The 13,241-nt window shown below is 72.5% G+C and carries 12 protein-coding genes; 5 read left to right on the plus strand and 7 right to left on the minus strand.

What is annotated here, in order from left to right:
- Positions 1 to 5 precede the first annotated feature (5 nt).
- The 7 genes from QE370_RS03395 to QE370_RS03425 all read right to left on the minus strand — a co-directional run bounded on the left by QE370_RS03395 (position 6) and on the right by QE370_RS03425 (position 8,175).
- Positions 6 to 680, minus strand: a complete 675-nt coding sequence (locus tag QE370_RS03395; RefSeq protein ID WP_309633432.1) for an L-ribulose-5-phosphate 4-epimerase — start codon at positions 678 to 680, stop codon at positions 6 to 8.
- The gene (gene araB, locus QE370_RS03400) at positions 677 to 2,395 is read right to left on the minus strand and encodes a ribulokinase (protein WP_309633433.1); all 1,719 of its coding nucleotides are present in this window, start codon (positions 2,393 to 2,395) and stop codon (positions 677 to 679) included. Before araB ends, QE370_RS03395 begins: the two co-directional genes overlap by 4 nt.
- Complete coding sequence (locus QE370_RS03405; protein ID WP_309633434.1) at positions 2,392 to 3,438, minus strand: LacI family DNA-binding transcriptional regulator; 1,047 nt, start codon at positions 3,436 to 3,438, stop codon at positions 2,392 to 2,394. Before QE370_RS03405 ends, araB begins: the two co-directional genes overlap by 4 nt.
- Positions 3,435 to 4,439, minus strand: a complete 1,005-nt coding sequence (yjfF, locus tag QE370_RS03410; protein WP_253023877.1) for a galactofuranose ABC transporter, permease protein YjfF — start codon at positions 4,437 to 4,439, stop codon at positions 3,435 to 3,437. The genes QE370_RS03405 and yjfF overlap by 4 nt, the downstream gene beginning before the upstream one ends.
- Positions 4,436 to 5,473 (minus strand): ABC transporter permease, encoded by a 1,038-nt coding sequence (locus QE370_RS03415; RefSeq protein WP_253023879.1) that lies wholly within the window; start codon positions 5,471 to 5,473, stop codon positions 4,436 to 4,438. Before QE370_RS03415 ends, yjfF begins: the two co-directional genes overlap by 4 nt.
- The gene (locus QE370_RS03420; RefSeq protein ID WP_309633435.1) at positions 5,466 to 7,094 is read right to left on the minus strand and encodes a sugar ABC transporter ATP-binding protein; all 1,629 of its coding nucleotides are present in this window, start codon (positions 7,092 to 7,094) and stop codon (positions 5,466 to 5,468) included. The genes QE370_RS03415 and QE370_RS03420 overlap by 8 nt, the downstream gene beginning before the upstream one ends.
- 88 nt (positions 7,095 to 7,182) lie before the next feature.
- A complete protein-coding gene (locus QE370_RS03425; RefSeq protein ID WP_309633436.1) occupies positions 7,183 to 8,175 on the minus strand; it encodes an ABC transporter substrate-binding protein in 993 nt (330 codons plus the stop codon).
- Between the two features lie 204 nt (positions 8,176 to 8,379).
- Here QE370_RS03425 and QE370_RS03430 point away from each other — a divergent pair, with 204 nt between their 5' ends.
- The 5 genes from QE370_RS03430 to QE370_RS03450 all read left to right on the plus strand — a co-directional run bounded on the left by QE370_RS03430 (position 8,380) and on the right by QE370_RS03450 (position 13,232).
- Positions 8,380 to 9,621: a D-arabinono-1,4-lactone oxidase gene (locus QE370_RS03430; protein ID WP_309633437.1), complete on the plus strand. Its 1,242-nt coding sequence runs from the start codon at positions 8,380 to 8,382 to the stop codon at positions 9,619 to 9,621.
- A 115-nt stretch (positions 9,622 to 9,736) separates the two neighbouring features.
- Entirely contained in the window at positions 9,737 to 10,378 is a 642-nt protein-coding gene (gene upp, locus QE370_RS03435; protein ID WP_253023548.1) for a uracil phosphoribosyltransferase, read from the plus strand.
- Positions 10,379 to 10,389: 11 nt separating this feature from the next.
- Entirely contained in the window at positions 10,390 to 10,986 is a 597-nt protein-coding gene (locus tag QE370_RS03440) for a hypothetical protein (RefSeq protein WP_309633438.1), read from the plus strand.
- A 62-nt stretch (positions 10,987 to 11,048) separates the two neighbouring features.
- The gene (locus tag QE370_RS03445; protein ID WP_309633439.1) at positions 11,049 to 11,708 is read left to right on the plus strand and encodes a hypothetical protein; all 660 of its coding nucleotides are present in this window, start codon (positions 11,049 to 11,051) and stop codon (positions 11,706 to 11,708) included.
- 78 nt (positions 11,709 to 11,786) lie between these two features.
- Entirely contained in the window at positions 11,787 to 13,232 is a 1,446-nt protein-coding gene (locus QE370_RS03450) for an MFS transporter (RefSeq protein WP_309633440.1), read from the plus strand.
- Positions 13,233 to 13,241 lie beyond the last annotated feature (9 nt).

Genomic DNA, 13,241 nt, shown 5'->3' on the forward strand with positions numbered 1-13,241 from the left:
GGGGCTCATTGGCCGTAGACGTTCTGGTAGCGGTCGAACAGGCTCGTCACCTGCTGCTCGGGGATCGGCACGGGCTCGCCGAGCTGGCGCGCCACGTGCACCGTGCGGGCGACGTCCTCGCACATGACGGCGGCCTTGACCGCGGCGCGGGCGTCCTTGCCGATGGTGAAGACGCCGTGGTTCTGCATGAGGACGGCCGGTGAGCGGCTGTCGCGCAGCGTCTCGACGATGCCGCGCCCGATCGAGTCGTCGCCGATCAGCGCGAACGGCCCGACGGGGATCTCGCCGCCGAACTCGTCGGCCATCATCGTCAGCACGCACGGGATGGGCTCGGCGCGCGACGCCCACGCGGTCGCGTACGTGGAGTGGGTGTGCACGACCCCGCCGACGTGCGGCAGGTGCCGGTAGACGTAGGCCTGCGCGGCGGTGTCGGAGCTGGGGGCGAGGTCGCCCTCCTTGACCTGGCCGTCGAGGTCGCAGAGCACCATGTTGTCGGGCGTGAGGTCGTCGTAGGAGACGCCGCTCGGCTTGATCACCATGAGGTCGTGGCCGGGCACCCGCGCCGACACGTTGCCGGCCGTCCAGACGACGAGCTCGTAGCGGGTGAGCTCCGCGTGCAGCGCGCTCACCTGGGCGCGCAGCGTCCGCAGCGTCTCGGTGACGTCGGCGGTCACGGTCATGAGGCGTCCTTCCTGGTCCGGCGACGCCGTACGGCGTCGCGCCGCACCGCACGCAGGCGGTGCATCACGTCGTTGCCGCCCCGGCCGAAGTGGTCGTGCAGCGCGGTGTACTCGGCGAACAGGGCGTCGTACGCGAGCGCCGACTCCTCGTCCGGGACGAACACACCGCGCTGCACGGACCCCATGGCCTTCGCGGCGGCGCGTATGTCCGCGTACGCGCCGGCCGCGACGGCGGCATGGAGAGCAGAGCCCAGGGCTGGGCCCTGCTCGGACCCGACGACGGACAGCGGCAAGCGCGTCACGTCGGCGTAGACCTGCATGAGCAGGTGGTTCTTCGACAGCCCGCCGGCCACCACGAGCTCCTCGACGGGGACGCCGGAGGAGGTGAAGGCCTCGATGATGGTGCGGGTGCCGAAGGCCGTCGCCTCGATGAGGGCGCGGTACACGTCCTCCGGCCGGGTCGCGAGGGTCTGGCCGACGACGAGACCCGAGAGCTCGTGGTCGACCAGCACGGAACGGTTGCCGCTGTGCCAGTCGAGCGCGACGAGCCCGTGCTCGCCGACCTCCTGCTCGGCGGCGAGGGCGGTGAGGTGCTCGTGCACGCTGCGGCCGGCGGCGGCCGCCTCGGCGTGCACGTAGGGCGGCACGCCGTGCTCGACGAACCACCCGAAGATGTCGCCGACGCCGCTCTGCCCGGCCTCGTAGCCCCAGCTCCCGGCCACGATGCCGCCGTCGACGACACCGCACATCCCGGGCACCTCGCGCAGCACCCCGGCGCTCATCACGTGGCACGTGGAGGTGCCCATGATGGCCACCATCTGGCCGTGGTCGACGGCCTGCGCGGCGGGGGCGCTGACGTGCGCGTCGACGTTGCCGACGGCCACCGCGATGCCCTCGGGCAACCCGGTCCATGCGGCGGCACGGGCGGACAGGGAGCCGGCGCGGTCGCCGAGCTGGCCGATCGGCTGCTCGACCTTGGTCTCGACGTAGTCGGCGAACGCCGGGTTGAGCGCTGCGAGGAAGTCGGCCGAGGGGTAGGCGCCGTCCTGCAGGACGCCCTTGTAGCCCGCGGAGCACGCGTTGCGCACGTAGGTGCCGCACAGCTGCCAGACGATCCAGTCGGCCGCCTCGACCCACCGCTCCGTGCGGGCGTAGACGTCGGGGTCCTCCTCGAGCAGCTGCAGCCCCTTGGCCAGCTCCCACTCCGACGACAGCAGGCCGCCGTAGCGGGCGAGCCACGACTCCCCCCGCTGCTCGGCGAGCGCGTTGATGCGGTCGGCCTGCGCCTGGGCGGCGTGGTGCTTCCAGAGCTTGACGTAGGCGTGCGGCCGGTCGGCGTACCCGTCGACCTCGTTCAGCGGCGTGCCGTCGGCCCGGGTCGGGACCATCGTGCAGGCGGTGAAGTCGGTGGCGATGCCGATGACGCGGCTCGGGTCGACGCCGGCGGCCTCGACCGCGGCGGGGACGGCGACCTGGAGCACCTCGCGGTAGTCCTGCGGCACCTGCAGCGCCCAGTCGGGCTCGAGCGCGACCTCGGCGCCGCCGGTCAGGCTGGACGGCAGGCTCCGCTCCAGCACCGCGTGCCGGTAGGGGTGCACGGCCGAGCCCAGCTCGGTGCCGTCGGACACGCGCACCACGAGGGCGCGCCCCGAGAGGGTGCCGTAGTCGACGCCGACGACGTAGGCGCCGTCGTGGTCGTGCTGGTGCTCGCTCATCGCGCTCCTTCGGCGGGGCGGTCGCGCGGGACGCGCGGGGTGGTGCTGGCGCGGACCACGAGCGTGGGCTCCACCAGCCGGTCGACGTCCTCGGTACCGCCGACGATGGCCGCGTGGAGCACGGCGATCGCCCGACGTCCGACCTCGGGGAAGTCCTGGTGCACGGTCGTCAGCGGCGGGATCAGGTAGCCCGCCTCGGGCGAGTCGTCGAAGCCGACGACGCTGACGTCGTCGGGCACCGACAGCCCCGACTCCTGCAGCGCGCGGAGCACGCCGATCGCCATCTGGTCGTTGGCGACGAAGACGGCGTCGACGTCGCGCAGCACCGCGAGCTCGAGACCGAGCGCGTAGCCCCGCTCGGCCGTCCAGTCGCCCTCGAGCAGCGGCCCCGGTTGCAGGCCCGCCGCGGCGACGGTGTCGCTCCAGCCCTGGGCACGAGCCTCCGCCTCGGTCCAGCCGTGCGGTCCGCTCACGTGGGCGATCCGGCGACGACCGAGGTCGACGAGGTGCTGGGTGGCGATGACGGCGCCCCGGTGCTGGTCGACCCCGACGGCGAACGTCGCCCGCGACAGGTCGCCCTCGACGACCACGAGCGGGACGCCCGGGTCGGACCGACGCACGAGGTCGAGGGCCTCGTGCTGCGCGGCGATCATGACGATGCCCTCGACGGACTGGCGGCGCAGGTGGTCCACGGCGGCGGCGAGGCCGTCGGCGGTGATCGTCTTCAGCCCCACCGAGCCGGCGAAGTAGCCGGCCTCGCGTGCCGCCTCCTCGACCGTGCGGTGGATGCTGTTCGGCCCGTACAGCCCGGTCTCGGTGCTGATGATGCCGATGATCGACGACCGGCGGGTCACGAGCGTCCGCGCGGCCGTGTTGGGCCGGTAGTCGAGCTCCTCGATCGCGGCGAGCACCCGCTGCCGGGTGGCCTCGCCGACGTGCGGGAGCCCGTTGACGACCCGCGAGACGGTCTGGTGCGAGACCCCGGCGAGCGCGGCCACGTCGGCCATCACGGGGGTGCGGGACTGGTCCGGCCTGACGGTCATGCCTGCCTCCTGGTGAAGAAGCGCTGCATGACGACGAAGACCAGCAGGAGGACCCCGATCGAGATCTTGGTCCACCAGGAGCTCAGCGTGCCGTCGAAGGAGATGAACGTCTGGATGGTCCCCAGCACGAGCACCCCGAGCAGCGACCCCAGCACCATCCCACGTCCGCCGACGAGCAGCGTGCCGCCGATGACGACCGCGGCGATGGCGTCGAGCTCCATGCCGACCGCGTGCAGGCTGTACCCGGAGAGCATGTAGAGCGAGAACAGCAGCCCGGCCAGGGCCGAGCAGAAGCCGCTCACGACGTAGACCCCGACCTTGACCCGCGCGACGCGCAGGCCCATGAGCAGCGCCGACGCCTCGCTGCCACCGACGGCGTAGACGGTGCGGCCGAAGCGGGTCAGGTGCAGCACCCAGGCGGCGACGGCCACCACGCCGAGCGCGAGCAGCGCCGTCCACGTCACGTACACCCCGCCCGGCAGGGTCACGGTGCGGCTCGCGAGGTCGGTGAAGAACGGGTCGCGGATCGGGATCGACTCGACGTCGATCAGGTAGCAGAGCCCGCGGGCGAGGAACATGCCGGCGAGCGTCGCGATGAAGGGCTGGATGCCGAGGTAGTGGATCACCACCCCGTGGAAGAGGCCGATCACGACACCGGTCGCGAGCACCGCGGCGATGGCGAGGCCCGGGTTCCAGCCGGCCTGCAGCGTCGACGCGGCCACCATGGTGGACAACGCGACGACCGAGCCGACGCTGAGGTCGATGCCGCCGGTGAGGATGACGAACGTCATGCCGACGGCCAGCACGATGAGGAACGCGTTGTCGACGAACAGGTTGGCCACCACCTGCGGCGACGCGAACCCCTCGTAGCGGATCGACCCGAGGCCGAACATGCCCACGAAGACGGCGAGGGTGGCGACGACCGGCAGGTAGCGGTCGGGGGGCGTGAAGCCCTTGAGCCGGTCGATGGCCGAGCCGGCGGGGACGGTCGCGGTGGTCATGCGGGGACACCTGCCTTCGCGCGGGAGGGGGTCGTGCGGCGGGCCGCGAGCGTGCTGCGGACCTGCGGGGACTGCAGCAGGCAGACCGCGATCACGGCGACGGCCTTGAACAGGTAGTTCGTCTCCGCCGGGATGCCGATGCTGGGGATGGTCGTCGCGAGGGTCTGGATGAACAGCGCCCCGACGAACGTGCCGGCCAGCGAGAACCGGCCGCCGGCGAGCGAGGTGCCGCCGATGACGACGGCGAGGATCGCGTCGAGCTCGATCCAGAGGCCGGCGTTGTTGGCGTCGGCCGCGCTCGTGTTCGAGGCGATCATCAGGCCGGCGACCCCGGCGCAGAACGCGGCGAACACGTAGACGGTCCAGATGATCGTGCGGCTGCGGACCCCGGCCAGCCGGCTGGCCTCGGGGTTGATGCCGACGGCCTCGATGAGCATGCCGAGCGCGGTGCGTCGGGTCAGGAGCGCCGTGGCCGCGAAGACCGCCAGCGCGACGAGGACCGCCACCGGCACGGCCAGGAAGAAGCCGGCGCCGATCAGCTTGAACGTCGGGTTCGTGACCGTGGTGATCTGCCCGTCGGTGACGAGCATCGCCAGCCCGCGGCCCGCGGTCATGAGCACCAGCGTCGCGATGATCGGCTGGATGCCCAGCACGGAGACGAGGAAGCCGTTCCAGAGGCCGAGCAGGACGGCGACGGCGAGCGCCGTCGTCATCGCGACGATCGCCGTGCCGGCGGCGGACTCCTGGTTCGAGCCCGCGATCTGCACGCAGGCCACCGCCCCGGAGATCGCGGCGATCGCACCCACCGAGAGGTCGATGCCGCGGGTCGCGATGACGAGGGTCATGCCGAGCGCGACGAGCAGGACCGGGGCGCCGTTGCGCAGGATGTCGATGACGCTCCCGTAGAGCCGACCGTCCTGCAGACGCACCGACAGGAAGCCGGGGTTGACGACGACGTTGAGCGCCACGAGGGCGAGCAGGGCCACCACGGGCCACACGAGAGAGCTGCGCAGGAGCGCACGGACGTCAGGCACGGGGAGCCTCCTCGGAGTCGGGCACGACCTCGAGCGCCACGGCGGACTCGCCGGCGCCCGCGATGGTGCGGAGCACGTCGGAGACCTCGAGTCCGTCGTTGACCTGCTCGGCCACCTTGCGACGGTCGCGCATGACGACGACGCGGTCGGCGAGCCGCAGGACCTCCTCGAGCTCCGCGGAGATGAACACGACCGCCATCCCGTCGGCGGCCAGCTCGGCGACGAGCTGCTGGATCTGCGCCTTCGCGCCCACGTCGATGCCGCGGGTGGGCTCGTCGAGCACCAGGAGCCGCGGCTCGGTGATCAGCCAGCGGGCGAGCAGCACCTTCTGCTGGTTGCCGCCGCTGAGGTTGCGCATGAGGGCGTTCGGGTCGGCCGGCCGGATGTCGAGGGCCTCGATGTAGCGGCGGACGAGCTCGTCCTTCGTGCGCTGCGGCACGGGGCGCAGCCAGCCACGCGTCGCCTGCAGCGCGAGGATCATGTTGTCGGCGACGGTCAGGTCGCCGACGACGCCCTCGGCCCGCCGGTCCTCGCTGGAGAACGCGACGCCGGCGTCGATGGCCTGGCGCGGGGAGCGCCAGGGGCGGGTCCGGCCGCGGACCTGCACCTCGCCGCGGTCGGCGGCGTCGGCGCCCACCAGCAGTCGCGCCAGCTCGGTGCGACCCGAGCCGAGCAGCCCGGCCACGCCGACGACCTCCCCCTCGTGCAGGGCGAGGTCGGTGGCCTCGAGCTCGCCGGAGCGGCCCAGGCCGACGACCTTCAGCACGGGCTCGGCGGCGGGGGCGGCCGGGTCGGCGGGCTGGCGGTCGAGCCGCTCGAGCACCTCCAGCTCGCGGCCGATCATCTCCTGCACGAGCTCGAGCTGCGTGATCTCCGCCGTCCGGTGCTCGGCGACGAACCGACCGTTGCGCAGCACCGTCATCCGGTCGGACAGCTCGAAGACCTGGTCGAGGAAGTGCGACACGAAGAGCACCGCGACGCCCTGGTCGCGCAGGGAGCGCACGACGTCGAAGAGCACGCGGACCTCGTCGGCGTCCAGGCTCGACGTCGGCTCGTCGAGCACGAGCACCTTGGCGTCGACGTCGACCGCCCGCGCGATGGCGACGAGCTGCTGCACGGCGATCGGGTGGCTGCCGAGGGTCGAGGTCGGGTCGACGTCGAGACCGAGCCGCGCGAGCACCTCCGCGGCCCGGCGGTTCATGGCCCGGGTGTGGATGCGTCCGAGCCGTCGCGGCTCACGTCCGAGGAGCATGTTCTCCGCGACCGTGAGGTTCGTGCAGAGGTTGACCTCCTGGTAGACCGTGCTGATCCCCGCGGCCTGGCTCTCGGCCGGGCCGGAGAACCGGTGCTCCTGACCGTCGACCTTGAGGGAGCCGGCGTCGATGGCGTACACGCCGGTCAGCGCCTTGATCAGCGTCGACTTGCCGGCGCCGTTCTCGCCCATGAGCGCGTGCACCTCCCCCGGCAGGAGTCGCAGACTCACGCCGTCGAGCGCCTTGACGCCGGGGAAGCCGATCTCGATGCCGGTCAGCTCGACCACGGGCTCCACCGCGCTGTCGGCGGGCGGAGCGGGTCGGGCGGCGGGGGTCTCGGCCCTCGCTGCGGCGGTTCCTGCGCTCATGACGTGCTCCTCACGGTCGAGCGGACGGACGGTCGGGGGTGGGACGGGGCGAGGTCGTGGCAGCGACCCCGCCCCGTCACGGGCAGGCTCAGTACTGGCGGTCGGCCAGCACCTGCTTCGCCTGGTCCTGGGTGAAGGTCGTCTCCTCGGTGACGACCCGCTTCGGCACGTCCTCACCGGCGACGACCTTCTTCGCCAGCTCCATGAGCTGGGGTCCGAGGAGCGGGTTGCACTCGACGATGAAGTTGATCTTGCCCTCGCTCAGCGCGGTCATCCCGTCCTTCACGGCGTCGACCGTGATGATCTTGATGTCCGTGCCGGGCTTCTTGCCGGCCGCCTCGATCGCCTCGATCGCACCGAGACCCATGTCGTCGTTGTGCGCGTAGACCACGTCGATGTCGTCGTGGGACTGCAGGAACGCCTCCATGACCTTCTTGCCGCCGTCGCGGGTGAAGTCGCCCGTCTGGGAGGCGATGATCTTGATCGCGTCGTCGGAGGACGTGACGTCCTCGAAGCCCTTCTTGCGGTCGATGGCCGGCGCGGCACCCGTGGTGCCCTGGAGCTCGACGACGTTCACGTCGCCGTCCTTGTCGACGTCGGCGTCCTGGGCGTTGTCGACGAGCCACTGGCCGGCCTTCTCGCCCTCCTCGACGAAGTCGGAGCCGAGGAACGTGACGTAGAGCGAGTCGTCGTCGGAGTCGACGGCGCGGTCGGTCAGGATGACCGGGATCTTGGCGCGCTTGGCCTCCTGCAGCACCGCGTCCCAGCCGGTCTCGACGACCGGGCTGAAGGCGATGACGTCGACCCTCTGCTGGATGTAGGAGCGGATCGCCTTGATCTGGTTCTCCTGCTTCTGCTGGGCGTCGGAGAACTTGAGGTCGACGCCGTCCTTCTTCGCCGTCTCGCGGATCGACGTCGTGTTGGCGGAGCGCCAGCCGCTCTCGGCACCGACCTGGGCGAAGCCCATGGTCAGGCCGTCGCCACCGGATCCACCGTTGCCGCCGTCCGAGCTGCTGCCGCACGCCGTCATGCCACCGAGCAGGGCCAGGCCTGCCGTGACCGTGATGACCTTCTTGAACACTGCTTTCCTCCATCTGGTTCGGCGCCGGGACGGCACCTGCGGGGGGCTCGTGTGGCGGGCGGACAACCGGACACACTGGCGACGCGGGCACGTGACCTGCATCACTGATGCCTGATTGTTAACGCTCACAACGGGACGCGTCAAGCACTTCGGGAAAGAAATTGTGAGCGCTCACAATGGCCGACCTCCGTGGGAGGATGTGTCGTGACCACCACCCCGCGCCGCACCAGCTGGTCCGGCACCGTCCCGTACCACTTCGCCGCCGAGCACCGCCCCGACGACCTCGACGCACTGCGCCGCCTGGTCACCACCACGCCGCGACTGCGCCCGGTCGGCACCGGGCACACCTTCAACGACGTCGCCGACGGCGCCGAGGCGGTCGCGCTGACCGCCTTCGACACGGTCGAGGTCCTCGACGACGGCGCCGCCGTGCGGGTCGGCGCCGGGCTGACCCACGCACGACTGGCCGAGGAGCTCGCGCCGCACGGCCTGGCCCTGGCCAACCTGGCCTCGCTGCCGCACCTCAACGTCGCGGGCGCGGTCGCGACCGCGACGCACGGGTCGGGCACGCACACCGGCAACCTCGCCACGCAGGTGCGCGCCGTCGAGCTCGTGCTCGCCTCCGGCGACGTCCTGGGCGTCCGCCGCGGCGACCCCGACTTCCCCGGCGTCGTCGTCAACCTCGGCGTGCTCGGCGTGGTCACCGCCCTCGAGCTCGACGTCGTGCCCGCCGTCGACCACCGCCAGGTGGTGCTCCCCGACGCCGACGTCGCGAGCCTGGCCGACCGGCTCGCCGACCTGCACCGGCTGGGCCGCAGCGTCAGCGTCTTCACCCGCTGGGACGACGCACCGAGCCACGTGTGGGTGAAGTGGCGCGACGGTGACCCCGACCCCGCCCCGGGGTGGGAGGCGCTCGGGCTCAGGCCCGCCACGGAGGAGCTGCACCCGATCCCCGGCCTCGACCCGGTGCACTGCACGGCCCAGCAGGGCGTGCCTGGGCCGTGGGTGGAGCGGCTGCCGCACTTCCGACCCGGGTTCCTGCCGAGCGCGGGCGACGAGGTGCAGTCGGAGTACCACCTGGCGGCCGAGCACGGACCCGCGGCCGTGCGCGCCCTGCAGGAGGTCGGGCACCTGCTCGACTCCGCCCTGCTGACGTCGGAGATCCGCGCCGTCGCGGCGGACGAGCTGTGGCTGAGCCCGCAGTCGGGGCAGGACACCTGCTCCTTCCACTTCACCTGGACGGCCGACCTCACCCTCTCCTCGGCCGCGGCCCTCGTGGTCGAGCACACGCTCGAGCCGTTCGCGCCGCGCCCGCACTGGGGCAAGCACTTCGCGCTCGACGTGCGCGGCCTCTACCCGCGTCTGCCCGACTTCGAGGCGCTGCGCCGACGCCTCGACCCCGACGGCGTGCTGGCCGGCCCCTGGTACGACCGCGTCCTGGCCTAGCCCGACGACAGACGTCTCCACGATGCGGAACGTGGTGGCCCGTTCTCGCGCCCGGAACGGGCGATGGGGTTCCAAATCGTGGGGAGCGGACGGCGCTGGCACTAGGCTCGGCGTCATGCACGTCCACGTCGCCGACCACCCGCTCGTCTCCCACAAGCTCACGGTGCTGCGCGACGCGTCCACCGACTCCCCCACGTTCCGTCGGCTCGCGGACGAGCTGGTGACGCTGCTGGCCTACGAGGCCACGCGCGACGTCCGCGTCGAGACGGTGCAGGTGACGACGCCTGTTGCGCAGGCACAGGGCGTCCGGCTCGCCGACCCGCGTCCGCTCGTCGTGCCGATCCTGCGCGCGGGCCTGGGCATGCTCGAGGGCATGCAGCGACTGCTGCCGACGGCCGAGGTCGGCTTCCTCGGGATGGTGCGCAACGAGGAGACGCTCGAGGCCGACACCTACGCCGAGCGGCTGCCCGACGACCTGTCCGGGCGCCAGTGCTACGTGCTCGACCCGATGCTCGCGACCGGCGGCAGCCTCGCCGCCGCCATCCACTTCCTGGTGAAGCGCGGGGCCGACCACATCACCGCCGTGTGCCTGCTCGCCGCCCCGGAGGGCATCGAACGGATCGAGCGCGAGATGGCGGAGGTCGGCGTGCCCGTCACCCTCGTCGTCGCCGGACTCGACGAGCGGCTCGACGAGAACGGCTACATCGTCCCCGGTCTCGGCGACGCCGGCGACCGCCTCTACGGCGTGGCCGACTGACCGTGAGGCCGGTGCAGGAGCTCCGTCCGGGCGGCTGGGACTCCCGCGACCGTCTGGAGAACGTCCGCCGCTCCTGGCCGGCGCTCGTGGCTGCCGTGGCCCTCCTGCTCGTGGCGTCGCGCTCGTTGTCCGGGGGGACGCTGCTGGTCGTCGCCGGGCTCACCGTGCTGGTGACCGTGCCCGTCGCGCTGCTCTTCGAGCGGCTCGGCTACCAGCGCGAACGTCTGCTCGTGTCGCCCGACGCCGTCGAGAAACGACGCGGCACGAAGCTCCTCGCGCGCCTCGACCGCACCACCGGGACGCTCCGCGCCCTGCGCTTCGTACCCGAGTCCGCGGGCCGGACGATCGGGTTCGAGCAGCTGCTCCTGACCGACGGCGCCCAGCACCTGCGTCTCACCAGTGCTCGCTGGCACTCCCAGCACGGGGCGGTGCTCGACGCAATCGGCCTCGACGCCCCGCTCCTGCGCGCACCGGACGCCCACCGCGAGGTGCCGGGCGCCTTCGCGCTGTGGGAGCGCCGACCGAACCTCGTCGCCGGTCTCTCGGTCCTCGGCGTCATCGTCGCCCTCCTCGTCGGCGTCGTGGTCCTCGCCCTCGTCTCCGGCTGATCGGACGGGCCGTCCGGTGAATCGGCTGCGGTGACGACCGCGGGCGTGCGAGGGTGTGCGCCATGACCGAGCAGGGTCCTGACGCGGACGCATCAGCGCTCGTGCTGCGCCCCCTGGGCTGGCGCGAGGCCGACGGCGTGGCGCGGCTGTGGCGGGACCTGCTGGTGCTGGCCGTGCCGTTGACACCCGGGGTCCTCTGGCTGGCCCTCGGGAGCGAGCAGCACCCGTTGGTCGCAGTGGTGGTGCTGGCGGGCGTGCTGGCGGTGCTCGGGGCCTACGCGACGGAGCTGCTGATGGTGCGCCATGAGCGGGTCGTCGTCACCGCGAGCACGGTGGAGTGGTGGCGCGGGAAGCGGTTACGTGCCCGTCTCCGACGAGGTCCGACCCTGCGGGCCGCGCGCTACGTGCCCTGGCCGGTCGGCCGGCCCCTGGGCCTCATCCACCTCGCCGTCTCCGACGGGACCACGGGCTTCCGCCTCGGCGACGCACGCTGGATCGCCCACTTCGGGGCGATCACGCTCGCCGCCGAGGTGCCCGCGCCGCGGCTGACCCACACCAGAGCCCGGCGACGCATGCCGGAGTGCTTCACCGCCGTCGAGCGACTCCCCGACGCGCTCCGTGCGCAGGGCTCGACCCGAGTCGCGGTGGGTGTCGTCGTGCTCGTGTCAGCGAGCCTGGTCGCCGGCTACCTGATCGGGGCCCTCACGGGCGCAGGGCCATGAGCGACCCCGGTGCCGTGATCTGATCCCACGCCACACCGTTCGGCTTGCGCCGACCCTGGACTCGGCCACGCTGGTCTGGTGAGCGAGGAGCCGGTCGACACCCACGAGGACCGACCGACCACCTCGGACGAACCGAACCCGGCGCGCTGGCGGATCCTCGCGGTCACCCTCGTCGTCGGCTTCATGTCACTGCTCGACGTCACCATCGTCAACGTCGCGATCCCCTCGATCCAGGAGGGGCTCGAGACGTCGGCCTCGACCGTGCAGTGGGTGGTCTCCGGCTACGCGCTCACCTTCGGCCTGACCCTCGTGGCCGGCGGACGCCTCGGCGACGCCTACGGGCGCCGACGCCTCATGCTGATCGGCCTGGGCGGGTTCGTCGCGTCGAGTGCCGCGGTCGGGCTCGCTCCCACCGCCGAGCTGGTCGTCGTCGCGCGACTGCTCCAGGGCGCGTCGGCCGGGCTCCTCACGCCCCAGAGCTCGGGCCTCATCCAGCAGCTGTTCTCCGGCGCCGAAAGGGGCCGCGCGTTCGGCTACTTCGGCCTCACCGTCTCACTCGCGTCGGCCACCGGACCGCTCCTCGGCGGCCTCGTCATCGGCCTCGTCGGCGAGGACCTCGGCTGGCGGCTGGTGTTCCTCGTCAACGTGCCCATCGGTGTGGTCGCCGCGATCGCCGTCGCCCGCATGGTCCCCGGACGCGAGGACGACAGCACGCCCGGCCGCATCGACACCCTCGGCGCGGCGCTTCTTGGGGTGTCCGTGCTCTGCCTGCTCTACCCGCTCGTCAGCCTCGAGTCGGGGGCGCGCTGGCCGCTCGCACTGCTCGTCGGCGTGCCGGTGTTCGCGTGGGCGTTCGTACGCTGGGAGCACCGCGAGAAGCGGCTCGGGCACGATCCCCTGCTCGACCTCGACCTGCTGCGCCGCCTCCCCGGGTATGGCAACGGGCTGCTCGTCGGCACCGTCTACTTCACGGGCTTCACCGGAGTGTTCCTGGTCGCGTCGGTCTGGCTGCAGGACGCGCGCGACGTCAGCGCGCTGCACGCCGGTCTGCTGCTCACGCCGTTCGCCCTCGGGTCGGCGATCACCTCCCCACTCGCCGGACGCCTGGTCAGCACGGTCGGTCGACCACTGACCGTCATCGCGCTCGGCGTCATGATGGTCGGCGTCCTCGGTGCCGCGCTGGTCGCGCCCGGTCGCCCCACCGACGACCTCTGGTGGGCGCTCTCCCCGTTCCTCCTGCTCGCCGGTCTCGGCGGCGGCGCCGTCGTGTCGCCGAACATCACGCTGACCTTGCAGGAGGTGCCGCCGCGGATGGGTGGCGCGGCCGGTGGGGCCCTGCAGACGGGCCAGCGCATCGGCTCCTCGCTCGGCGCGGCCCTGCTGGCCACGACCTACCAGGTGGTCGCCGGCCGTTCCGACGGCGACGCCGGCATCCAGGTCTCGCTGCTCGTCGCGCTCGTCGTGCTGGCCCTCGCCCTCGCGGCGGCGCTGCTCGCCTGGCGCACCGCCCGCCAGCCCCGCTGACCGTGACGT

The sequence above is a fragment of the Aeromicrobium sp. SORGH_AS_0981 genome, assembly GCF_031453195.1.
Classification (GTDB): Bacteria; Actinomycetota; Actinomycetes; order Propionibacteriales; family Nocardioidaceae; genus Aeromicrobium.

Excerpts from the sequence above, each read along its gene's own strand:
- QE370_RS03395 (WP_309633432.1), bottom strand. The coding sequence starts at position 680 with ATGACCGTGACCGCCGACGTCACCGAGACGCTGCGGACGCTGCGCGCC.
- araB (WP_309633433.1), bottom strand. The coding sequence starts at position 2,395 with ATGAGCGAGCACCAGCACGACCACGACGGCGCCTACGTCGTCGGCGTC.
- QE370_RS03405 (WP_309633434.1), bottom strand. The coding sequence starts at position 3,438 with ATGACCGTCAGGCCGGACCAGTCCCGCACCCCCGTGATGGCCGACGTG.
- yjfF (WP_253023877.1), bottom strand. The coding sequence starts at position 4,439 with ATGACCACCGCGACCGTCCCCGCCGGCTCGGCCATCGACCGGCTCAAG.
- QE370_RS03420 (WP_309633435.1), bottom strand. The coding sequence starts at position 7,094 with ATGAGCGCAGGAACCGCCGCAGCGAGGGCCGAGACCCCCGCCGCCCGA.
- upp (WP_253023548.1), top strand. The coding sequence starts at position 9,737 with ATGCACGTCCACGTCGCCGACCACCCGCTCGTCTCCCACAAGCTCACG.
- QE370_RS03445 (WP_309633439.1), top strand. The coding sequence starts at position 11,049 with ATGACCGAGCAGGGTCCTGACGCGGACGCATCAGCGCTCGTGCTGCGC.